Annotated in this window: 23 protein-coding genes; 10 read left to right on the forward strand and 13 right to left on the reverse strand. The window is 49.0% G+C overall.

Annotated features, from left to right (window positions below; genetic code table 11):
* Nucleotides 1–34: 34 nt before the first annotated feature.
* Nucleotides 35–1,504: an aminomethyl-transferring glycine dehydrogenase subunit GcvPB gene (gene gcvPB / locus IPJ88_02335; protein ID QQR90602.1), complete on the reverse strand. Its 1,470-nt coding sequence runs from the start codon at nucleotides 1,502–1,504 to the stop codon at nucleotides 35–37.
* A gap of 145 nt (nucleotides 1,505–1,649) precedes the next feature.
* On the opposite strand from gcvPB, the gene IPJ88_02340 reads away from it, so the two are divergent.
* Nucleotides 1,650–2,033 (forward strand): hypothetical protein, encoded by a 384-nt coding sequence (locus IPJ88_02340; GenBank protein ID QQR90603.1) that lies wholly within the window; start codon nucleotides 1,650–1,652, stop codon nucleotides 2,031–2,033.
* 1 nt (nucleotide 2,034) lies between these two features.
* Here IPJ88_02340 and IPJ88_02345 read toward each other — a convergent pair whose 3' ends face one another.
* Nucleotides 2,035–2,946, reverse strand: a complete 912-nt coding sequence (locus IPJ88_02345) for an ArsA family ATPase (GenBank protein ID QQR90604.1) — start codon at nucleotides 2,944–2,946, stop codon at nucleotides 2,035–2,037.
* A 101-nt stretch (nucleotides 2,947–3,047) separates the two neighbouring features.
* Between IPJ88_02345 and ccsA the strand changes: the two genes are divergently transcribed.
* The 5 genes from ccsA (at nucleotide 3,048) to IPJ88_02370 (ending at nucleotide 7,035) form a co-directional block, all read left to right on the forward strand.
* Nucleotides 3,048–3,692 carry a cytochrome c biogenesis protein CcsA gene (ccsA, locus tag IPJ88_02350; protein ID QQR90605.1) on the forward strand — a complete coding sequence of 215 codons (645 nt, stop codon included), beginning with the start codon at nucleotides 3,048–3,050 and terminating at the stop codon, nucleotides 3,690–3,692.
* On the forward strand, nucleotides 3,689–3,997 hold the full coding sequence (locus IPJ88_02355) for a CcmD family protein (protein ID QQR90606.1): 309 nt from the start codon (nucleotides 3,689–3,691) through the stop codon (nucleotides 3,995–3,997). The genes ccsA and IPJ88_02355 overlap by 4 nt, the downstream gene beginning before the upstream one ends.
* A gap of 146 nt (nucleotides 3,998–4,143) precedes the next feature.
* Nucleotides 4,144–5,292: an acyl-CoA dehydrogenase family protein gene (locus IPJ88_02360; GenBank protein QQR90607.1), complete on the forward strand. Its 1,149-nt coding sequence runs from the start codon at nucleotides 4,144–4,146 to the stop codon at nucleotides 5,290–5,292.
* Nucleotides 5,293–5,314: 22 nt separating this feature from the next.
* Nucleotides 5,315–6,352 carry a hypothetical protein gene (locus IPJ88_02365; protein ID QQR90608.1) on the forward strand — a complete coding sequence of 346 codons (1,038 nt, stop codon included), beginning with the start codon at nucleotides 5,315–5,317 and terminating at the stop codon, nucleotides 6,350–6,352.
* Nucleotides 6,353–6,363: 11 nt separating this feature from the next.
* Nucleotides 6,364–7,035, forward strand: a complete 672-nt coding sequence (locus IPJ88_02370) for a HAMP domain-containing histidine kinase (GenBank protein QQR90609.1) — start codon at nucleotides 6,364–6,366, stop codon at nucleotides 7,033–7,035.
* 4 nt (nucleotides 7,036–7,039) lie between these two features.
* Here IPJ88_02370 and IPJ88_02375 read toward each other — a convergent pair whose 3' ends face one another.
* From IPJ88_02375 to IPJ88_02410, 8 genes are all read right to left on the reverse strand, one after another.
* On the reverse strand, nucleotides 7,040–8,173 hold the full coding sequence (locus IPJ88_02375; protein ID QQR90610.1) for a hypothetical protein: 1,134 nt from the start codon (nucleotides 8,171–8,173) through the stop codon (nucleotides 7,040–7,042).
* A 1-nt stretch (nucleotide 8,174) separates the two neighbouring features.
* Complete coding sequence (locus tag IPJ88_02380; protein QQR90611.1) at nucleotides 8,175–8,720, reverse strand: hypothetical protein; 546 nt, start codon at nucleotides 8,718–8,720, stop codon at nucleotides 8,175–8,177.
* 2 nt (nucleotides 8,721–8,722) lie between these two features.
* Nucleotides 8,723–9,991, reverse strand: a complete 1,269-nt coding sequence (locus tag IPJ88_02385; GenBank protein ID QQR90612.1) for a FecR domain-containing protein — start codon at nucleotides 9,989–9,991, stop codon at nucleotides 8,723–8,725.
* On the reverse strand, nucleotides 9,988–10,641 hold the full coding sequence (locus IPJ88_02390) for an RNA polymerase sigma factor (protein QQR90613.1): 654 nt from the start codon (nucleotides 10,639–10,641) through the stop codon (nucleotides 9,988–9,990). The genes IPJ88_02385 and IPJ88_02390 overlap by 4 nt, the downstream gene beginning before the upstream one ends.
* Complete coding sequence (locus IPJ88_02395) at nucleotides 10,638–10,937, reverse strand: hypothetical protein (protein ID QQR90614.1); 300 nt, start codon at nucleotides 10,935–10,937, stop codon at nucleotides 10,638–10,640. Before IPJ88_02395 ends, IPJ88_02390 begins: the two co-directional genes overlap by 4 nt.
* Before the next feature lie 87 nt (nucleotides 10,938–11,024).
* Nucleotides 11,025–11,702, reverse strand: coding sequence for a hypothetical protein (locus IPJ88_02400; GenBank protein QQR90615.1), 678 nt, complete (start codon nucleotides 11,700–11,702; stop codon nucleotides 11,025–11,027).
* Nucleotides 11,703–11,834: 132 nt separating this feature from the next.
* Nucleotides 11,835–12,647, reverse strand: coding sequence for a hypothetical protein (locus tag IPJ88_02405; protein QQR90616.1), 813 nt, complete (start codon nucleotides 12,645–12,647; stop codon nucleotides 11,835–11,837).
* A 43-nt stretch (nucleotides 12,648–12,690) separates the two neighbouring features.
* Nucleotides 12,691–13,725: an Mrp/NBP35 family ATP-binding protein gene (locus IPJ88_02410; GenBank protein QQR91942.1), complete on the reverse strand. Its 1,035-nt coding sequence runs from the start codon at nucleotides 13,723–13,725 to the stop codon at nucleotides 12,691–12,693.
* A gap of 232 nt (nucleotides 13,726–13,957) precedes the next feature.
* Between IPJ88_02410 and IPJ88_02415 the strand changes: the two genes are divergently transcribed.
* On the forward strand, nucleotides 13,958–15,274 hold the full coding sequence (locus tag IPJ88_02415) for a hypothetical protein (protein ID QQR90617.1): 1,317 nt from the start codon (nucleotides 13,958–13,960) through the stop codon (nucleotides 15,272–15,274).
* A gap of 14 nt (nucleotides 15,275–15,288) precedes the next feature.
* Here the strand turns inward: IPJ88_02415 and IPJ88_02420 are convergent, their stop codons facing one another.
* Both IPJ88_02420 and IPJ88_02425 read right to left on the reverse strand, forming a co-directional pair.
* The gene (locus IPJ88_02420; GenBank protein ID QQR90618.1) at nucleotides 15,289–15,978 is read right to left on the reverse strand and encodes a lytic transglycosylase domain-containing protein; all 690 of its coding nucleotides are present in this window, start codon (nucleotides 15,976–15,978) and stop codon (nucleotides 15,289–15,291) included.
* Nucleotides 15,979–16,069: 91 nt separating this feature from the next.
* Entirely contained in the window at nucleotides 16,070–16,501 is a 432-nt protein-coding gene (locus IPJ88_02425; protein ID QQR90619.1) for a transcriptional repressor, read from the reverse strand.
* Between the two features lie 120 nt (nucleotides 16,502–16,621).
* Between IPJ88_02425 and IPJ88_02430 the strand changes: the two genes are divergently transcribed.
* Genes IPJ88_02430 through IPJ88_02440 form a run of 3 tightly spaced genes read left to right on the forward strand, consistent with a single transcriptional unit; the run spans nucleotide 16,622 to nucleotide 19,988 of the window.
* A complete protein-coding gene (locus IPJ88_02430; GenBank protein QQR90620.1) occupies nucleotides 16,622–18,622 on the forward strand; it encodes a TonB family protein in 2,001 nt (666 codons plus the stop codon).
* Nucleotides 18,598–19,254: a TonB-dependent receptor gene (locus tag IPJ88_02435; GenBank protein ID QQR92095.1), complete on the forward strand. Its 657-nt coding sequence runs from the start codon at nucleotides 18,598–18,600 to the stop codon at nucleotides 19,252–19,254. The genes IPJ88_02430 and IPJ88_02435 overlap by 25 nt, the downstream gene beginning before the upstream one ends.
* Entirely contained in the window at nucleotides 19,251–19,988 is a 738-nt protein-coding gene (locus tag IPJ88_02440; protein QQR90621.1) for a hypothetical protein, read from the forward strand. The genes IPJ88_02435 and IPJ88_02440 overlap by 4 nt, the downstream gene beginning before the upstream one ends.
* Before the next feature lie 143 nt (nucleotides 19,989–20,131).
* On the opposite strand, the gene IPJ88_02445 is transcribed toward IPJ88_02440, so the two are convergent.
* Nucleotides 20,132–21,166 (reverse strand): hypothetical protein, encoded by a 1,035-nt coding sequence (locus IPJ88_02445; GenBank protein QQR90622.1) that lies wholly within the window; start codon nucleotides 21,164–21,166, stop codon nucleotides 20,132–20,134.
* Nucleotides 21,167–21,228 lie beyond the last annotated feature (62 nt).

Consider the following 21,228-nt stretch of genomic DNA (forward strand, 5'->3'; position numbering starts at 1 on the left):
GCAAACCTCCTGATTTTACATAGCTTATTGCTTTTTAGTAACGCAAAACAGGGTTGCGGGCGGCTTGGGTTTCATCAAGACGCTTAAGGCGCGTGTTGTGAGGTGCGGTCTTTACAAGCTCTGGACTATTTTGTGCTTCATCACTAATGGCAAGCATCGCTTCCACAAATAGATCCAAACTTTGCTTGGATTCCGTTTCTGTGGGCTCAATCAACATGGCGCCTTTAACGACAAGCGGCCAATACACCGTAGGCGCATGAAAACCGTAATCCATGAGTCGTTTGGCAATATCCAAGGTGGTTACGCCCGTACTTTTCAAATGCCTATCACTTGCAATAAACTCATGCATGCAAAGGCGATCGTAAGCCAGATCCCAAGTGTCCTTCAACTTAGACCGAAGATAGTTGGCATTGAGCACCGCACCTTCGGTAGCCTCTGCTAAGCCTTTTGCGCCCATCTCACGAATGTACGTGTAGGCGCGAACCATCATACCAAAGTTTCCATAAAAAGAACGAATGCGGCCAATGCTTTGGGCTCGTTCATAATCCAAAGTAAAGCGCTCATCTTCTAGTTTTTTTACGACCGGAATTGGAGCGAAGTCATCGAGGTGTTGTTTATAGGCCACCGGACCACAACCAGGTCCACCGCCACCATGCGGTGTTGTAAAGGTCTTATGCAAATTGAATTGCATGATATCCACACCGAGATCTCCCGGTCTTGCTTTGCCCATCAAAGCATTGAGATTCGCCCCGTCCCCAAAAACAAGGGCGCCTTTGTCGTGCACGAGTTTTGCAATCTCAGGCAGTTGTTGTTCAAACAAGCCAACGGTATTGGGATTGGTGATCATGATGGCAGCTACATCATCGGTGACGTGCTTTTCTAGCTCATCGATATGAATAATACCTTCAGGTGCAGAAAACGCTTTTACGGCTAATCCGTTTAGGGCACAGGTTGCTGCGTTGGTGCCGTGTGCGGTTTCCGGAACCAAAACGGTTTTGGGACTGCGACCCTTGGCTTGGTGGTAGGCACGTATCATCATTAGTGCAGTAAGCTCACCTTGCGCACCTGCAGCAGGCTGCAAACTCACATGATCCATGCCGACGATTTCAGCAAGTGCACGCTCGAGCCGAAACATTAACTCAAGTGCACCCTGAATGTGATCTTCATTTTGATAGGGATGCAAATCTGCAAAACCAGAAAGCCGGGCTGCCCATTCGTTGACCTTTGGATTGTATTTCATGGTGCATGAACCAAGAGGAACCATGCCTGTATCGATTGAAAAATTCTGTTGGCTCAAACGAACAAAATGACGCACCACTTCAGGCTCAGACAGTTCGGGCAAAGAAGCTGAATCGTCTCTAAAAAAATCACCCAAGAATGTTTTGGCGTCGGCCGCATTGGGAATGGTTTCGGTTGGGGCCGAAACTCCGGTGCGGCCCGGGCTCCCTTGTTCAAAGACAAGGGGTTCATTAAAAGCAAAGTCTTGGGTCCCAGTTGCAGGCATGACTGGCACTCTTGCCAGAAAGCCTATCCCCTTTCAAGAGAGGCGTGGAAAATGCCTGCCCGGCCCCTGTGTCATCTTCAATAGTTGGCTAAAAAGCTGTTTTCGCGGCACTTGCCTATCTTGGCAGACAGAGTAAAATTAACGGGTGAAGAATGTATCTCTTTTTCTGGTCTTTTTAACGGGTTGCTTGCTGGAGGGAACCCCACCAGTTTCCTACGTCTACGAGTCCTGCCGCAGCGTCTATGATTGCGAACGCGCAGCCGATGATTGTGTCAGTCTCGCGCTAAGTGATGGTGCTTTTGGCCGTATGTGCAGCAACTACTGCAACCCAGAGGCGAGTGACCCTGATGCGGTCTGCCTCGACGGTGGCGTATGTTACGCTCTGGAAAGCGATATTCCTGCGATCTGTTATGCCCCTTGCACCGATCAAAACGGCTTACCCGACAATCGTTATTGCGATAGTGATTTTGAGTGCGTCGAGATCGTACTCCCTGATGACAGCGTCGACTACATTTGTCTTCCGTACTGATTCATAAATGCGACACCAGTTCATGGAGTTGGGCAGATTTTAAATTAGGGTTTTGGAAACGCGGCAACTTGATGAGAGGAGCGTCGATGGATTCATCGAGAAAAGCGATGATACGTTGCTGTTCCAGTTCGCGCAGCGTACGTCTCTTGCCTGCGCTGAGCAGCGCTTGCAGCGATTTAGATTCCGTTGAAAGCTTCATGAGCAATTCGTGCTCCGACTCATCGAAAATAGTATCGAGCACGCCGTTGACCACAAGAGCGTCTGTTTTGATACCGATATCGTCATCCAGTGCAGTTTTGAGTTCGACAGCTTCATTGGCCGGCATCTCTTCTGGCCATGTCACAAGCACTACCCCACTCTTGGTCGAATCTTGAAACATCGACCACGCGCGTTCGGCATCTTTGCGAAGCAAGCCAGCCGGTGCAACATCTAAGATAATCTTAGGAACCCGCAACATCTCCAAAAGATGCCCAGTGGCGGGCGCATCAAGAATGACAAGGTCATAGCGCATGCGCCCATCGGAGCGGCGCTCGGTCGCATGATAGAAAGCTTTGCCCAGCAACGACCACGCTTCAATGCCCGGAATCGCCCGAAGCAGACCCGTCACCATTCGGTTCTCGAAAATAGCACGCGATAAAACCGGAACCCTAAAGACCAAATCGCCGTATTCACGAAGCGAAAGAGATGGTGACATGTTAACAGCGTCAATATTGGGAAGAATTGGCGTAATTTCATGACCAATAGGCGCAATATCCAGCATATGACTGAGCCGTTCCTTGGCGCGGCACATGGCAACAAGGACTTTTTTCCCCTCTTGGGCAGCTTTGAGCGCCAGCGTCGCGCTAAGGGTACTACGCCCTACGCCGCCCTTGCCGGCTACGATGATAAATCGCTTTTTCAAAACATCGCTCATGGACACGTCTTATGTTACCTTCCGCAAGGTCTATGCAAAAAACAGCCTGCGGCAAGAAATCTTTGATTTGGCTATCGCTCTCGGTTGCTTGTTTACTCAGTATGCTAGCAACCTTATACGCTATTTTTATCATCGCTCCTACCGAAGCTCGTATGGGGATTGTGCAAAAGATTTTCTACATTCATGTGCCTTCAGCATATGCCATGTACCTTGGTTTTTTGCTTTGCGGCATCGGCAGCGCCTTGTACTTGATTAAAAAAGACGAGCGTTGGGACCGCATTGCCTTAGCAAGTGGTGAAGTCGGTTTGCTTTTCTGTGTGGTGGTTCTCATCACTGGGCCTTTATGGGCTCGAAAGGCATGGGGCGTTTATTGGACGTGGGATCCAAGGCTCACCACAACCTTACTTGCCGGTCTTGTTTTTGCTTCCTATTGGGTGCTGCGAAATTTATCGGCAGCGGGTGGCGAAGCTGAAAAAAAATTCGCGGCAGCCTTGGCCGTATTGGGTATCGTTGATCTTCCAGTCATCCACTACAGCGTTCAGCGTTGGAGAGGAACACATCCTGCGGTTATTTCCGGAAAAGGCGGGGGCCTTCATCCAGACATGGTCCCAGCACTATTGCTCGCTTTTCTTACTTTTACTCTGCTTGTCTCGCTACTGATCACTCTTCGAGCACATTTGGAAAAACTCGACCAACAAGCAGAAGCTTTGGAATATGCACTCCAAGAAAGGGCCTTAAAGCAATGAAACGTATCATCTTGCTTAGTGTGCTTGTCACCTCGTTCTACACAACCTCTTCGCTCTGCTATGCGCAAGACAACAACGGCACACAAACCGAACAAGAACAGAGCGTTGCGGACAGTCGCGCGGATAGTTTTCAGACGGTGAGTGGCCCCCAAAAAGACGAAGTCTCTGGCGGAGCTCTTATGCTCGGGGCCTATACCGTTTTATGGGTAGGACTTTTGCTTTACCTTTTAAAACTAGGAAAGCGCAGCAAAACCCTTGAAATACGGCTCGGGCAGTTAGAAAAAGAACTCAACAATAAAGCATAGGTAGGTGTCTCTTTTGCCTTCTTTCGCGCATATTCTCTACATACCAGGTATCCTTCTTCTTGGGATTGCCATTGGTTTTGTGACTGGAGCGCGAGCAGCTCGTGCAGAACTAGGCAAACAGCAACAAAAGCGCAGGGAGTAGAACCATGCTGAATTTTGAACTTAGCGATGAACAAAAAGCACTAGTTGAAACTGCCAAACGTTTTGTAAAGGATAAAATCATTCCTGTTGCCGCTAAATGCGACAGAGAAGCCAGTTTTCCCAAGGATGTCTACAAAGAAGCTTGGGAGCTTGGTTTTGTCTCCTCGACCGTTCCTGAGAACTACGGTGGAGCTGGCCTGGGATCGGTCGACAATGCGCTTTTGCAAGAAGAGCTTGCCTATGGCTGCTCGGGAATTCAAACCAGTTTTGCAGCAAACTGTCTTGCAGCAACACCCATCAAGCTTGCAGGAAATGAAGAGCAGAAAAAGAAGTATCTAGGCATGCTTACCGCCGAGCCTGCTTTTGCCAGCTATGCCACGACCGAGCCTGGAGCTGGAAGCGATGTGGCTGGTCTGCGCACCCTAGCGACTAAGCATGGTGACGATTGGGTCCTTAGCGGTGAAAAGTGTTTCATCACCAATGCGTCATGGGCTCAATGGTACATTATCTTTGCTACGGTTGATCCCAGTGCCGGCCATAAAGGCATTATGGCTTTCATTGTCGATCGTGATTTACAAGGCGTTTCCATCGGCAAAAAAGAAGACAAAATGGGGCAACGTGCCAGCGACACAGCAACGATTGTGCTTGAACAGGTGAAGGTTCCTAAGGCAAATGTTTTGGCTGAGGCTGGAGCTGGCTTTAAACTCGCCATGAAAACGTTCGATACCACCCGCCCAGATATCGGCGCTGCAGCATGCGGCATTATGCGGCGGGCCATGGAAGAGAGCCTACGCTATGCCTTAGAGCGCAAAAGTTTCGGCGTACCGATTGCGCAGCACCAAGCAGTGCAATTTCTGCTAGCGGAAATGGGTATTAAATACGAAGCAACCCGTTTGCTGGTCCATAAAGCCGCTTGGATGCTCGACCAAGGAAGTGGTAGCTCACAGGTCGCCTCCTATAGTAAAGCTTTTGGGGCAGACAGTGCAATGGAAGTTACCACCAACGCTGTACAAGTCTTTGGTGGCAACGGCTATATGCGCGACTATCCTGTTGAAAAACTAATGCGTGATGCGAAAATCTTACAGATTTATGAAGGCACATCCCAAATACAGCGCATGGTTATCGCTAAAAACCTCTTGGCTTCCGCGAGTTAAGTTGTTCTGGAAGTCGCAGAGAGTGTTTTTGTTTCTTTTGCTCGCCTCCTGCTATGAGCCGTGCTCAAATTCAGGCTCTAACGTATCCGGGCAAACACCAGAAACCACCCAAAACACTCAAGCACTCGCCAGCCCCGATAACAAAGGCGACGAGCACATCGACGCTCATTTTTCTTTTGAAGAAACGCTGCAATTTGTAGACACGGAATTAAGTCCACGTGATTTACTCAAGCAACTCGAAGCGCATGCTCATGACGTAAGTAGCTTCAAGCCTGTAGGAACATCGTCGATTGTATTCCGAGTTGAATTAGACAACGATCTTCGTGCTGCCTTTAAGCCTTCTACCGACACGCGTCGCTCTTCCTATCAACGTGAAGTGGCTGCTTATCGTCTTGCTGAGTATCTCGGCATGGCCAACGTACCTCCGGCGACTCTTGTTGCATACGATCGACAAACACTGTCAAAGAAACTTGATCCGGACTACCGCGATATTTGGAAAGATCTGGAAGATCAGCTCATCTGGAACGACAACGACCAGGTGAAGGGAGCCCTCATCTATTGGATTGATGAAATGCGACCCGCAGAGTTCGAGGAAGTTAGCGGCTCAACCGATTGGCAGCAATGGTTAAGCCTCAATGCAAACATTGATCCGGAGGTCCAGAGCCTAGCTCAGGATCTGGGATCCATGCTTGTGTTCGACTACCTGATTGGCAATTGGGATCGTTTTAGCGGAGGCAATTTCAAATTCAATCCTTCGCGCACGCGACTCTTGCTGCTTGACCACAACTCAGCCTTTGGCGTTCCCTTTAAAGACAAAGTGCATGATCGCGTTTTAAAGCGCCTAAAAATGACTCAAACCTTCTCAAAGACACAAATCGGCCTTCTCAAAGAGCTCGATCAAAAGAAACTAAGTGCACTAATGCAAATAGAGCACAACAAGAACTTGTTGCTCAGCGACTGGCAGCTACGAAAGGTTTTAGACCGACGCGCAACTATTCTCAGTTACGTGGATTCCCTTATCACTCTTCACGGAGAGAATAAGGTGTTTCGATTTCCCTAACTAGGATTAAGATGACCGACCGATCTCATGAACAGTTTATTAGCGCAATTGGCCAGTGGGCTCACGACATGAATAACTACGTGGCCGCGCTTGAAATGAATATTAGCTTTCTTCAAAGCGCAAAAGGACTCACGGATGATGAAAAGGAAGCCCTTGAAGACTGCGTTAAATCCTTGTCTGACGAAAAGCAAGCCATGCACAACCTCCGCTACATCCAACGTGAGCTGCTTAGCGAAGCTATCGAAGCTATGCACGAAGCTGACGTGTCTACTGTTTTGTCCGAACTAGTAAAAAAATCTCCAGTACCGATCACGCTCGATGTACCACCCGAAGCACTGCAGATAAAAAAAGCCACTGGGCTTCGACTGTTACTACCCATACTCTGGGAGAACACCCAAAAACATGCCCCTGACTCAGCGATAGACATCACCGTTCGCGTTGAGAATGACCATATCGTGCTGTATTACCACGATGATGGACCTGCTATGTCTGAGGATCTTGCTGAAACAGCTTTTGATCTAGAAAAGCAGAGAGAGTTGTCACGTCATCCAATGGGACGATACAGCCATTCCTTGGGCCTGTGTGCAGCCAAAGCCGTCGCGAATGCGATGGATGCAACGATTGAAATAGAGCAAAGTGGCGATGCACGATTTGTCGCTAAAATTCTATTTAAGATGCGTTAGATGGCTACCTTCCGTCTAAGGTCTGAACGCGTCCCATCGAGAAAACGCTCGGTATCGAGCCATTGTCGGAAGTATCCGTAATAGTATACGAAATTTTGGAGCCACCCGAAAAATAGACACGACCATTTGGGGCTACTACGTGCGTTACTGAATAAGTTGGCAACGAGATCTTTTCTGTACGAATTTTTTTAGCCGCAAGGTCTTTAGTGATGGGGGCTACAGCGATAATCGAAGCATACGAGTCAATCGTAACAATGGTATCACACAACGCAAAGAAATACGTCAAGCCTACTCCACTCGTTTCAGTCCGTGTGGTTTTTCCCGTAGCTTTCCAATCATCAAACATTGCATCGAAAGATCCTGTATAAATGATACCGTGATCATCCACGCTAACAAGGTATCTATCTAAGAACGCCGCGCGATGACTTTGAGCAGAAAGAGGAAGACTTAGTTGTTGCCATGAAAATGCGCCGGCGTATTCTGAAAAGCTTCCAATGAGGACCTCCTTTGAAACTGATCCAAACTCAGTTGTAGCAACGATAGTCGAGTCATAAACTTGAACTAGGTTAGATGAACCAACAGGAAAAGTGCCGTATTCCTGCCATGGATCAAGCGTTCCATCCATCTTTATTTTTGCACCATATACCTTTTCTGAATACGGCCACGCCACCTCGTCCGATAAAATTATACCGGCGATACTAAGGCCACCAAAGACAAAAATGTATCCATTAAGAACGACAGCAGAGTGCTGCTGCAAGGGCAGGGGTAAAGGACGAAGCGTTTCCCATTCGCCCAACACACCGTCATTGCCAATGGGCGCAGCATACACCTTGTCAGATAATATGCTTCGTGCGCTCTGATCGATATTGTCACCATCAGTATATTGTCTAAGCCCACCCAGTATGTATGCATGAGAATCACTTGCCACCATGGCATGATTCTCAAGCCCAACGGGCATGGGCGTCTCATCGCGTGGAATTGACAAACCTATCTGTGACGCTGACAGCTCCGCATAGGAAACACCGCATTGCCCCTCATTTAGCAAATCAGTTTCTTCAATTTCGTAGCATCCCCAAAAAAGCAAAAGGGAAAATAGTTTGGCAGCAAGTTGAATTGTTCTTTTTTTTCGTTTGAACATTTTAGAAATTTTGAAACTCCAATAAAAAAGCTTGTGTGAGATAGGATCTACTTGGCGAAAGACCGCCGATGATCTCTGCCACTAACCTAAGTGAAACTGAATCGCTTTGTATTAAAGACAGTATGCTCGCTCGGAGGTTGAGACCCATACCGCTACTCGCAGGTTGTCCACTATAAAAGTAGTCGTACATAAGAGCAGGTCCCCCGGCAATGAAAAACTTTTCAGAGAACCAATACTGCAATTGGAAGGCAAAGAAATGATTGCCTTGGCGAAACTTGCCCCCATCGACATATTCCTTCGTATTCTGAATAAAACTGTAGCGAAGCATGGCTGCGGTTTTTGGGTTAACAAAACCGCCCATAGCTATCGATATCGGACCCATCCCGATTTGACCTTGGATTGAATTATTTCGACGAAATAGTTCACTGATGCTCAGGCCCAACGAATACTCCGTAGTGACCCCTTTCTTTGAGGCACGTGCTGCCGGTGCCAAGAGAACTAAGTTAAGTAAGCAAGCTAGGATCACAACAGCAAATCGAAAAGACATAGCTACAATAGACCTTCAAGCCAAGCACGGCTTCCGCCCTTGGGAAAACGCAACATATAGATTTGAGCAAAGCGATGAGCCTCTTCGATGCGATGGGCTTTCCATAATACGCGGACGCGCAAAGCAAGAGCACGTTCTTCAACAGCCGAAGCCGGCGCATCAGCCCCCGTGAGATCAAGCACGCGCAAAGCTTCATCGTATTGACTTAGCTTCCAAAAATAGAGGCGTGCCGCGAGATAACCAAACTGTTGGCGCTCCGAGAGGCTCAAACCATCCTGCTCACAAGCTTTCTCATAGCTTTTGATTGCCTCGTGAAAGCGACTAAGACCCCGATACGCATCGCCTTGAAGGATCAACCATGCAGCTGACTCAAGCCCTGAATCGGTCGCATCTTGAGCCATCACAAGAAGTTCTTCGTAGCGTCCATCGAGCAGTAACTGCTTTGCACGTCGAAGAGCGTGACTAAGTCGTGTTGCTTTTGGAAGTTTGGTTACGATTTGCTCAGACTGCTTCGCTTGCTCTTGAGTTTCTGGCTCTACAGAGGAGGTCGTATCCTCTAACTTTTTCTTGCGCAACGAAGCTCGCTCTTGAGCTCGTGTACGCCTCAACACCGCCTTTCGAGCAATCTCAGCTAAAGGCACTTGTTTCGCTACGGTCCCCTTATCGCCCCTGCTGTCATAAAATTCATCTTGCATCAAAGCTAGGCGCTTTCCATGATGAAAAACCTGCACCTTGCCCTCAAACACATTGACAATGGATTGCGTTTTGGAGACCTGTACCGAAAACACAGTACCTTTTACTTCTGCGCGAAGATGCGGCGTTTGCACTACAAAACTTTCATGATCTTGCAGTGCTTTAACATCAAAAAGCACGTCTCCCTTTTTCACGGCAATGCTTCTATTCATGCCAAGCGAGTCAATATTGAAACGAGCTCCGGAAGACAAAGCCAGTTTGTCTCCCGAGGGAAGAGAAAACTGCGTTGTATCAATTGCGACGGGCTCTTGGGCGTTCTGGAAAACATAAAAAAGCAAACTAGCGCTTAGACATGACAAAAGCACAATGGCTGCAAGCGCAACGCGCGCAACATTAAATGACTTCTTTGTTTTGATGCGATAAAAACTATGCTTTTTTAGAAGCTGTCGATCGTGATGCTCAAGCGCTCGAGCAACAAGCTCAGAAGATTTTTCTTCGGAAATTTCCGGTACTTTTTCTTCTCCAAGAGCTCGCGCTAACTCATCGAGTCGAGTGTATTTTTCTTCTTCTCGTCTCATGATTTATCTCCCATAACAAAACCTTCAAGCACAGAATCACCTCGTATTAGTCTTAGAATCTCGCGGCGACTATGTTTTAGACGTGTGCGCATAGCTTCGGAACTAATGCCAACGACCTGTGCTGCTTCGTTTGGTTTCAACCCTTCCACTGCACACAAGATAAACGCGACGCGTCTTTTTTCAGGTAATCGCTCTATGCAGCGCTTAAGACGCGCAATTGCTTCTCTTTGAATATAACGTTGTTCTAGATCATTTTTTTCGTTAAAGATGCCTGATTCGGGAGGCAGCTCGGATGGAAACTCGCTTCGCTTTTTTTTCTTTCGGAAATAACGATAAGCAACACGCACTGCCACGGCATGAGCATAGGTTGTGATTTTGCTATCGCCCCTAAAATTTGCAAGCGCTGTACTTAACTCGATAAGTGCATCCTGCACTGCATCTTCCAGATCTGAAGCGTTCCCAATCAATCGATAAAGCCAACCTTGCAACTTTGGCAACAAGACACGTAATGCAAATTCAATTTCTGCGGGATCGCCTGTTTGCAACGCGGATACAGAAATCTCATCAACCGTTTGATCTCGAGTTTGAAGCACTTGTTTCACAGAACCCTCATCCCCAGACAGAGGAGAAACCAAACGTAACAAACTCATCGCAACACCATCCCAATTGCGAAATCGAGCGCGTTCAGCTTAGTCGTATCAAGTGATTGATCGTAAGACTTTGCTGAAAAACCTAGATCGGCACTGAGACCGAATGACTCAGCTATCCAAATAATCGATCGGTGAGCAAACAACGCGCCCACGACGAGAGTGTTTGTTTTCTGACTTAGAGTGGAAGGATCCGTGCTCGGGTAACTCCAGAAGGCTCCGCCAATCAAAGAGCCCAGTCTAAGAGAAGCTTCGTAGTAACGGCCGAGCGCGACTCGCAGATTTAACAGTAACGGCACATAGACCAAATTTCCTTCGCCACCGTCTTGAAAAAGTTCGGAAGTGTGCAGAGCATGCAGACCTGTATCAAAGGCCAGTGCAAAAAATCAGTAAAAAAAATCAAAGAAGGGCAACGATACGACCGCATCGATGCCCGCGCCAAACCAATCCTTTTTCCCCACAGCAAAAGCAGCCGACATACCAACAAAACTACTCGGCTCTTGATACGTCAGGGTGCTTGGAAGCGGGGATATATCTGTTTTGCGCTGCTCCGGCAGCTCCGTTGCAGGTTTTTCTTTATGTGTGAGAACTGTCGTCTTAACGATTTGAGGTCGACTGGAATCACCAAGTTCATCAAGTAAACTCACTACGGTGAGCGCAAAGATTCGCGCTTCAATCGTATCGAGATTATCGGACATTTGACTCTGCTGACCTGTGCTTTTCGATCGATCATAGACATACACCGAAGGTTTATCGCTTAACCCAAGCGCGTCGTGCTCAGCCACTATACCGACAAAGAAGGCTGCCTTTGCTTCAAACTGCTCGGATAGCTGCTTGATCTGTTGCAGCTCGAGCCCGGGTGGTGAATTCTGCACACGGACTTGCATGTTCCGTCCAGCAAGCTCAACACGCAATGCATCCAAGAAGACTTGGGTTCTTGTCCCATCCGAAAAAAACACCATCTCTTTGGCAGATGGTTCCGAAAGCTTTACTTTGTCCTGAGCTACAGCGAAGGAGGAGGAAAAACTTAGACAAAGCGTCATGATAATTTGAAATTTTCTCATGATTTTGTTGGTAAAAAGCTCTAGATAGGTGCAACTTGAAAGCTAGAACGTGACATAAATCGGTAGGGAAGCCATAAAAAAAATTCCTTGTGTCGTTGTGGGCGTTGAGTCCCGATTGCATTCGAGCAATACTTAGGGCAGCGCGGGTACAGCACTGAAACCATCGCCGCAACCGTTGAACTCCACCCAGCTTTTCACATAGGCATTTTCACACGCCACGCAGTCAGGGCTTTTGAGTAGACCCGCTTGGGCCTTGGCATAAGCCCAAGCCTCTTTGCAAGCCAGCGAGCCCCATTTGTTGCAGCTCCGCGAAGCAATACCAAGCTGATCAGTGACAGTTTGAAGCACAACGATGCAGTTACCTTTCGGGTCGAAATTACGCCACTCGCTGCTTGTCACCGACACATAAAGTTCACGAAGCGCTTTGGCTTTGTAAGGATTGAGATCGATAACTTCTGCTGATTCGTTGCGAGCCCCGGACGATGCACCATCACCGCTCATCAAGTCGTCCCACTCTTCATTTCGGTTTTGTATGAGAGCGGCAAGTTCCCTTGCGGTTTTGGCAGATTCTGCATCAAATTCAGAGGCGAACTCGGCAACTTCTTCGTTTTGTGCAAAACGATGCGATTCGTACACGCGAGCCAGTGCTTCTGCCGCCTGCGCTTGGGCATAGGAGAAAAACCCAGAGTCGCGAATCGCGTTGAGTAAAAGCACGACGAGAGCCACGCCCAATACGGCCAAGGCGATGACAGCGGCCGCTAACAAGGCAGGAGGAAAGGCTAAGCCAAGCACTAAAAAGGCCTCTGCGTCTTGATCATACAATCCTATCTCTTCCTCAGTAGAGATCGCTTCAGCCGCACAACCATAGGAAGCGGGGACAAGCACAATAAGGCAAAAAGCTAGAAGTAACGCAACAAAAGCAAAGCGAAATGTTTGAATTGGCATACTCATCGAGTGCCAAACCAGCAGTGCAACGTGACAAATTTATTTAGCGCATAATACGCAAACGGCGCGGGCCGTCGGTTGACGGTGCTTTTTGGCCCCCACCCATTTCAAAAAGATGGCGGGCAATACGAACGGTCAAATCCTGGGCCAACTTGCTATACGCTTTGGCAATGGCACTGTTTGGTTTTGCCGCGACAACTGGAACACCGCTATCATTGCATTGACCCACCTCCGGATCAATGGGCAGCTTGCTAAGCAAGTGCGCGCCTGCGAAGGCAGCGACTTTAGCGCCGCCGCCACTACCAAAGAGTGCATGACTCACACCTGCCGAATCAATGAAGTGGCTCATGTTCTCGATCACGCCAAGGATAGTAAGGTTGAGTTTCTTGCACATGGAAACGGCTTTATAGACATCTTGTAATGCAAGCTCTTGAGGCGTGGTCACAATCAAAGCGCCCGTTACTTTGGCATGTTGCGCGAGAGTCAGTGCAACGTCACCTGTACCCGGCGGCAAATCCAACACGAGATAGTCAAGCTCACCCCAATCCACGTCTTTGATAAACTGCATCAATGCGCCATGAAGCATCGGTCCGCGCCACACCACAGCTTGTGTGGGATCGTCCATCAAAAATCCGATGCTCATTAATTTCACACCGTGTTTTTCAAGCGGACGAATAAGTTTGCCATCTTCCGAAGTGGGGGCTTCATGCACACCAAAAAGCGTAGGCACCGACGGCCCGTAAATATCGGCATCAAGCAAGCCAACCTTGGCTCCGGCTTGGCCGAGTGCCACGGCAATATTTGCTGCACATGTGCTTTTGCCAACGCCACCTTTGCCGGACATCACAAGAACAATGTTGCGAACGTGGGGAACCGGATCTTCTGAAGCAAGCTGACGAATGGGTACTTTTAGATCCCAGTGGATGTTGAGCTTCGTGATACCAAAAGGGGCGAGCACTTGCTCAATACGAGTGCGTATCTCCTGCTGAATCTCAGGGCCTGGGCAGCTAAGTTGCACGCCCATGCTTGCTTCGTTATCAGTGAAGGTCGGAGAATCTACAAGGCCTAACTCGAGCATCGGTTTTTCGAACACCGGATCGGAGATAGTCCCTAAAGCGTCGAGCAATTCTTTTTCCTTTGGATGACTCATAGTGCTGCCGTAGGTAAGCTCTCGGAGCATCTTCGTCAAGCAGCCCCGAAGAGCGTAAAATTGCCAATTATGGCAATTAAGCAATCTAAAACATGCCAATTTTGGCATGTTTTCACGGTTTATGTAGACATTCCTGTCATGGACTTGCAAGATGCCGACCGTGAAAAAGCGTTTTGCAATTCCGCTTAGCATCTACCTCGCAGCGGCTTTTGTCTACTTGCTAAGTCTCGGCGGGCAAAGTCAAAGCCGCGGTTTTACTGAGCACTATGGCAATCATTATGTGCATCTTGCCGAAAGCTTTCTGCACGGACAATTGCACACCCTTGGCGATAAAGCTCCAAGTGGCAATGATTTTGCTGAGTACAAAGGTCATTGGTACGTCACCTTTCCACCTTTTCCCGCTGTTGTAATCTTGCCCGTGGTTGCGGTCTTCGGCCAGCACACACCCGATCGGATCTTCTGGGCCTTGATGGCCGCCTTGGCGCCGGCTTTGCTCTTTGTACTGTTGCGACGGCTTCGTGAGCAGGCTCGATCGGGACGCTCTCTCAAAGAAGACCTTGGCCTATGCGCGTTGTTTGCCTTCGGTACGGTGTTTTATTTTACAGCCGTGCAAGGCAGCGTCTGGTTTGCATCGCACATCGTAGCAAGCTCCTTGCTTATCTTGTACCTGCTGTGGGCTCTTGATGCCCGCAAACCAATGCTAGCTGGTCTTGCTTTGATTCTTGCATTTCTTTGCCGCCCTACGACCGCTTTGCTTGGCTTGTTCTTTGTGTTTGAAGTACTTCGAAGCAGCACAAAAGACACCGCTACCTTAGCTGATTGCGATCATGCTTCATGGCTGAGGCGGTTACGGCGTCACTTCGGGGTAATTGACTTCCGAGTAGTCCTAAATAAATTCGTTCTTTTTTCAATACCGGTTGCCGTTTTCTCTGTGCTGATCATGTGGATGAACTGGGCACGCTTTGATAACCCCTTCGAGTTCGGGCATTCCTATCTGCATATCCGATGGGTCGATCGCATTACCCGTTACGGTTTGTTTAGCTATCATTTTTTCCCTAAACACCTGGCAATCTTTGTCGCTTCTTTGCCGTGGATTCTTCCTGTTGCACCTTACTTTCAAATCAGTGGGCACGGTCTGGCTCTATGGTTTAGTACGCCCAATCTCTTGGCGCTTCTCTGGCCCAAGTGCATGAGCGGCACCATGGTCGCACTCTATCTTAGCAGCGCGCTCGTTGCCGTAATTAATCTTTGCTACCAGAACAGCGGCTGGCTGCAGTTTGGCCATCGCTTTGCCCTCGATTACATGCCAGTGCTGTTTTTGCTCTTAGCCTTGTCGGGGCGCCGCTTTGGCAAAGGCTTCATTGCACTTGCTGTCGTTTCGATCGCGATCAATACCTTTGGCGCGCTGACCTTTGAGCGCGCTTGGGAATTTTATCACATCGATCCCAGCCAAAGCATTATCTTCCAGCCCGACTGATGCAACGACTAAGTTCAGCGCAACGCTAGCTTTGTGCCTGAGTTTTGTCGTTGGTAGTTGTAGTAGTGAACGAGTACGCGATTGACGTAACGTCGTGTTTCCTCATACGGAGGAATACCACCGTACTTTAGCACCGCGTTTTCGCCCGCATTGTACGCAGCGATAGTTAGAACCATATCGCCATTAAACTGATTCGCCAGAATGCGTAAATAACGTGCACCGCCAAGAATGTTTTGGCGTGGCTTAAAAGGATCTCTCACACCCATGCGCGATGCGGTTCCCGGCATGAGTTGCATCAAACCCATGGCACCTGCATGCGAGACCACGTCAAAATGAAAGTTACTTTCTACGGTCATCACTGCGCGAATAAAGGATTCTGGAAGGCGATAGAACATCGCGGCTTCACTAATGTATTGATCGTAACGATGAAAACGCTCAGGAGAGTTTTCCTGCTTCGAGACACTCGGTCCACGATAGGGTCGAGCAGCTCTACTCTTGGAAGAACCTCCACCTTTTACAACGCGATCCCAGCTTCCTTTACCGCGAGGCTTAACGTTCGTGAAATGCACTACGCCATCACCATCGACGCGTTTAAAAATATCTGCTTGCGCTGTCGGCAATACAATGATTGCAACAGTAAACAAGCACACGCTTTGTTTGATTAACCGAGTCACGAGATTAAGTGTAACGAATCGCTTAGCCATTCGCCAAGATCGTTGATGTACGCAGTATACCACAATGTATGCTTAGTGCTATTTGCGTTGAATTGTCGCTGGCACTGCAGCTGCATGCTTGCTACTGGCAGGCATCGCAAAGGCCATGGAGCTGTATTTCGATTTGACCGCGTTGAATCGCTTTGCTGCTTTTGCGAGATCCCTTGAGCTGCATTTGCACCTCAGGTGTACATTCAACATGACCACAGGCATCACAAACAAAATGCGGATGCAGTTTTACTTGACCTTGCATGCTTTGCGAAGCCTCAAAATGCCAAGTCGAGCCAAGCGAAATACGCCTCAACAGGCCCGCCTCAGCCATGTCGACAAGATTGCGATACAGGGTTGCCCGATCCCACGGCTCATCAACAAAAGCGTCAACAACTTCGCTGTGTGTCAAAGGCCTTTCTGCACCACGAAGCAACTCAAGTACAGCCATGCGCGAACGCGTGCCGCGCAATCCTGCCATGCGAATATCCGCTGCCGTACTTTTGCTTTCTAACATCGCCATCAAAGAAAAACCCTAGTTCCGCTGGGAGGTCTAGCAGGACTAGGGTAGTTCAGCAAAGCGTTTATCGCAATTGAATTGCAATAGAGGCATGAGCAGTGTAAGCAACGGGCCTTGGTCAAGGCTATGGGAAAAGTCAGTCAAATCTTAATACTGTTGTGCGGCAGCCTCCTTGCAACCCAAGGCTTTGCGCAAGACGACGGACAAAGCGGTACGACTGGCGAAAAACAGGCGCCTCCTGCAGATGCTGAGCCAGCGCCGCTCCCTGAGCAAGATGACAAGCCAGTCGCGTCTGAGGGCGTGAGACCTCCGCGACTGCTCTTGGCACCAGCGCCAGTGTATCCCAAAGGTCGTATACGAGAGGGTCTGCATCCAACCGTGATGGTTGAGATCGTACTTGATGCAGAAGGCAAAGTTACAAACGCTAAGATTGAGCATTCCGCTGGTAAGGACTTTGATGAAGCTGCGTTTGAGGCCGTTCGTACCTGGAGTTTTGAGCCCGCTTATCGGGACGGGAAAGCCGTTTCGAGTCGATTGCATGTCGCCGTGCATTTTGAGTTACCCGCTTTTGACATCGCGACCAGCGAAGGACAGGTCAGTGCGATACCGCGTGTGGCCCACCCGCAAACACACGAAGTGCCATCGCCACACCAAGAGAAAAAAGAAGCCCGTACGAAAGACTTCAGTGCAACCGCACAAGTTGATCTTGAAGACCTGAGACACGAGGTGCGAGCAAGCTCCGATTATACCCTGGATCGCAAAGTGCTTGCAGCAAGCCCAAAGCGTGAAGGCGCGGACATTTTGCAGTCTGCTCCGGGAGTATTTGTCGCAAGACCCGAAGGAGATGCGGTTGCACATCGCATCATGTTACGCGGCTTTGATGCCGAGCATGGTCAAGATCTCGAACTCAAAGTGGGCGGCATCCCGATTAACCTTCCATCGCACATTCATGGCCAAGGTTATGCCGATCTTGGCTTTCTCATTCCAGAAGTGGTCGAGCGGATGCATGTGAGCGAAGGCGTCTATGATCCTAAGCAAGGCGATTTCGCAGTTGCTGGATCGGTTGAATTTGATCTTGGTGCACAGGAACGTGGGCTTGATTTAAAAACAAGCTACGGTTCATTCGATACGCTCAAACTGGTGGGGGTGTGGTCACCGCCCGAAGAGAACCGCGGCACCTTTGGTGCTTTTCGCTACAGGCAAAGCGATGGCTTTGGTCAAAACCGCGCGTCGCAAAGTGCCAGTAGCATTGTGCAAGGGAATTTTCGAAGTGGAGCCTGGCGTTATCGCGCAACCGGCATTGTTTACGGAGCACGCGCTGATCTCGCAGGTGTTTTACGAATGGATGATATCGATGCTGGCCGCGTCGGCTACTATGACGTGTATCCTTATCCAACCGCTCAAAAACAAAGCGCGCTTGCTGCTCGCATGCTTGGAGCGTTGCGTGCCGAGTACCGAGGGAAAGAAGGTCAGAATGCCGATCTCGGTTTATGGCTTAGCTACGATCATTTCAGACTTCAAGAAAACTTCACAGGTTTTGTGCAGCGCTCACAAACCCTTGAAGATGTATCAGGACGGGGCGACCTCATTGCTCAACGCAACCGCACAACATCAATCGGAAGTTATGCACGTTTCCTAAGTGCTCCATACACTTTGTCTTCCTGGGCCAAGTTGCGAACTGAACTTGGCATCTCCGGGCGCATGGATTCAATTAACCAAGGACAAGATCTCATTGACGCTTCCTTGCGCAACCAACGTTGGGATCGACGGATCGACGCAGATATTCTTGGCCTCGATCTGGGGTTTTGGGGCGACTTAGCATGGAAATTCACGAACAATTTGATCTGCGCACGGGCCTTCGAGCCAACGCGCTTTACTACGATATCAATGATCATCTCGGGAATTTCGCTCCGCTCACTCGGCCCGCTGACACCTATATTGTGGGCTTTCAGCGCAGCGCTTACGGCCTCGCCGCCGGCCCACGCACCAGTGCCGAATATCGCATGCTCTCGTGGCTTACTTTGCTTGGAAGCTACGGCGAAGGCTATCGCTCGCCTCAAGCAAGAACACTTGAGGATGGCCAGGACGCACCGTTTACAAAAGTGCGTTCAGGAGATCTCGGGATAAAGCTGCACTTTGATCCAGAACTTCAAATCGCACTGACCGCATTTTACACTTGGCTATCGAATGACATCGCTTTTGATGCACGCGAGGGACGCTTGGAGCGTATCGGTCAATCACGGCGCATGGGTTCGGTGCTTTATATTAAAACACAACCTTCGCGCTGGCTACTTGGAACCTTATCGGTGACTTACGTCGATGCAGAGCTGCTTGATCCGCCCCCTCCTACAGCAGACGATCCGCAGCCTCCTTTTGAAAAGGGACAAAACCTTCCTTATATTCCACCGCTTGTGGTGCGCACGGACTTAAGTGCAAGCCAGACACTGATCGATGATTTTTACGCCGCTGAGCTCAATGCTAAATTTGGTTTAGGATTTTCTTTTCTATCTTCACGTCCACTACCCTACGGTCGTTTCGCTGACCCAGTTGCACTCTTGGACAGCTCCGTTGTCTTGAGTTGGAAAAACTTGGGCTTGAGTTTTGAGATCTACAATTTGCTCGATAGCCAATATGCTGCTGCAGTCTACAACTTCAGTTCAAACTGGAATCCGAATGCACCACAGACGCGTCTGCCAGAGCAACACATCGCGGCTGGAGCGCCGCGTACCTTTATGAGCACTTTGCAGGTGAAGCTATGAGGACACTAACTCTAATTCTATTGCTTCAACTGACAGCTTGCATTGATACGGGTCAAGAGCAAATTAGCTTTCCATTTAGCGTTGCTGGAACCGAGCATAAAGACGGATTCGAGGGTCGCAATGGATGGATCATTACATTGCAGCGAGCTGACCTTGCTTTTGGTCCCCTTTATTTATGCGCCGGCACACGGGCTGGCGAGCTTTGCGAAAATGCTCGAGGACAATGGTTGCAGAGCGTTGTCGTCGATGCACTCAATGCAGAAGCTCAACCTGCAGGAACCATCGAAGCCTACAGCGGCACCGTCCGCTCCTGGATGTATGATCTTGGTTTTGCATCGCTGCTAACGCAAGAAGACAGTTTAGAGCTGCAAGCCGCCAAAGATCTTGGTGGCTCATCACTTCGCATCAGTGGCACTGCGGAACAGGGCGCAACGATCATCCCGTTTACGGGCAATCTCAGACTTGTACGACAGGAAGAAACGGAACAAGGCGTATCGCTGGTACGCTCGAGTAGCTCTGATGTGTTTGAAAACACATTGAGCCAATCAAGTGAGCTGCACATTGTATTTGATGCAAGCGCTTGGTTTGCTTCGCTAGACTTTGCAAACGTAGCGCAGTCCGCGGGATGCATTGATAGTCTATGCGAGGAACAAGACCTTGCGGAGCATGAGCAAGCCCTTCGCGCTTTAAGCAATGACATTGTAGCTGGACAGCGTCCTAGCTTTCAGTGGTGAGTATCGCTTTGCGCACCCAAAAGAAAGGCAGCTTTGGCCCTCACTCGGGCCAAAGCACACACTTCACAATCTTTTAGCCAAGGTTAAAACACAATAACTAACATAAAGTTTCTAACACTCGGCATCGTCAAGAAAATCAAAAGCTACTTTTTCTCAGCAGCATGCTTACAAAGGATTTCCTTGTTTTCAAGGGAGGTTGTTGAAACATAATACTCGCCGGAGAACTTACTTCCGTTAGCGTCCTCGGTGACACGAACTCTTTCAACTTTGCAAATGTCAGGGTCGTCTCCTTGAACAGCAATCTCGATATGCATCGACCGACTCAGTACAACACCAGTTGCTTCATTGCGCTCAGTGAGCCAACGGTCGCTTGTAATCACGCTAGCCAAAATTTTGCTTTGCTCATCGATATGCGTGCGATCGGTGTGCCTTTTGGCAGCCGCAAGAAAGGCTTTGCTTAGCTTTTTGTCGATTTTTCCTGCTTTGGGCATCCGTACAGACTCAAGTTTTTTTATTTTCGCAGCTTTTGCAATTCCAGCTACCGTCGCCTTGCCTTCCTCGTTGCAGTCGATTTGCAAAGAAAAGGCTCCCCAACGCGGCATCGAATACACCAACTGCAGCGACTGCCCACTTTTTGTTTCAGCCATTTTCTCGCAGCCCTTCAAAAGCGATGCACTCACTTCTGAAAGCACATCGACCTTTTCATCAGCTCTGTTTTTTACAACAAAATCTTCAGGGTACGAATCAGTCAACAGGGGAAAATCGGTTACTGATTTGTCCAAATCTGCTTCGAACTTGAATTGCTTCTCATCACTGAATGAAACTTGAGAAGAGACGGGGATATCCCACGCGAGAAGCACCCAAAGAGCTTCGCCTGGTGTTTGTTGATGCGCCCTAAAGCTCTGCGCATCACGCACGTAAACACGGCTGTAGATAGGGTCGCCCAACGCAAATTTTTTCGTAAATTTTGGGTTTTCGCTATCGTATGTTTCTTCGGTAATGGCTTCTTTCGCAAAGACAACAGCTACTACAGAATCATCATCGTCAATGTCTTCGGAGCCTGAACTGCTACCCGCCCCGCCGGATCCGTTGCCCTTGAATACGGAACAACCAATCGCCGAAGACAACATTAAAAGAGCAAGGACTTCTTGCTTTAGAAATCTCGATTTTTTGTACATGACACACTCCTCACACTAGAACGGCCCAAGACCTAACGCGGCACTTTAGCGCTATGGTTTGC

It is taken from the genome of Myxococcales bacterium (assembly GCA_016699535.1).
Lineage (GTDB): Bacteria > Myxococcota_A > Polyangia > Polyangiales.

Bases quoted from the DNA above. Each gene is read 5' to 3' on its own strand.
- gcvPB (QQR90602.1), bottom strand. From the start codon at position 1,504: ATGCCTGCAACTGGGACCCAAGACTTTGCTTTTAATGAACCCCTTGTC.
- IPJ88_02345 (QQR90604.1), bottom strand. From the start codon at position 2,946: ATGAGCGATGTTTTGAAAAAGCGATTTATCATCGTAGCCGGCAAGGGC.
- ccsA (QQR90605.1), top strand. From the start codon at position 3,048: ATGCTAGCAACCTTATACGCTATTTTTATCATCGCTCCTACCGAAGCT.
- IPJ88_02355 (QQR90606.1), top strand. From the start codon at position 3,689: ATGAAACGTATCATCTTGCTTAGTGTGCTTGTCACCTCGTTCTACACA.
- IPJ88_02360 (QQR90607.1), top strand. From the start codon at position 4,144: ATGCTGAATTTTGAACTTAGCGATGAACAAAAAGCACTAGTTGAAACT.
- IPJ88_02370 (QQR90609.1), top strand. From the start codon at position 6,364: ATGACCGACCGATCTCATGAACAGTTTATTAGCGCAATTGGCCAGTGG.
- IPJ88_02375 (QQR90610.1), bottom strand. From the start codon at position 8,173: ATGTTCAAACGAAAAAAAAGAACAATTCAACTTGCTGCCAAACTATTT.
- IPJ88_02380 (QQR90611.1), bottom strand. From the start codon at position 8,720: ATGTCTTTTCGATTTGCTGTTGTGATCCTAGCTTGCTTACTTAACTTA.
- IPJ88_02385 (QQR90612.1), bottom strand. From the start codon at position 9,991: ATGAGACGAGAAGAAGAAAAATACACTCGACTCGATGAGTTAGCGCGA.
- IPJ88_02390 (QQR90613.1), bottom strand. From the start codon at position 10,641: ATGAGTTTGTTACGTTTGGTTTCTCCTCTGTCTGGGGATGAGGGTTCT.
- IPJ88_02400 (QQR90615.1), bottom strand. From the start codon at position 11,702: ATGAGAAAATTTCAAATTATCATGACGCTTTGTCTAAGTTTTTCCTCC.
- IPJ88_02405 (QQR90616.1), bottom strand. From the start codon at position 12,647: ATGCCAATTCAAACATTTCGCTTTGCTTTTGTTGCGTTACTTCTAGCT.
- IPJ88_02410 (QQR91942.1), bottom strand. From the start codon at position 13,725: ATGCTCGAGTTAGGCCTTGTAGATTCTCCGACCTTCACTGATAACGAA.
- IPJ88_02420 (QQR90618.1), bottom strand. From the start codon at position 15,978: ATGGCTAAGCGATTCGTTACACTTAATCTCGTGACTCGGTTAATCAAA.
- IPJ88_02430 (QQR90620.1), top strand. From the start codon at position 16,622: ATGGGAAAAGTCAGTCAAATCTTAATACTGTTGTGCGGCAGCCTCCTT.
- IPJ88_02440 (QQR90621.1), top strand. From the start codon at position 19,251: ATGAGGACACTAACTCTAATTCTATTGCTTCAACTGACAGCTTGCATT.
- IPJ88_02445 (QQR90622.1), bottom strand. From the start codon at position 21,166: ATGTACAAAAAATCGAGATTTCTAAAGCAAGAAGTCCTTGCTCTTTTA.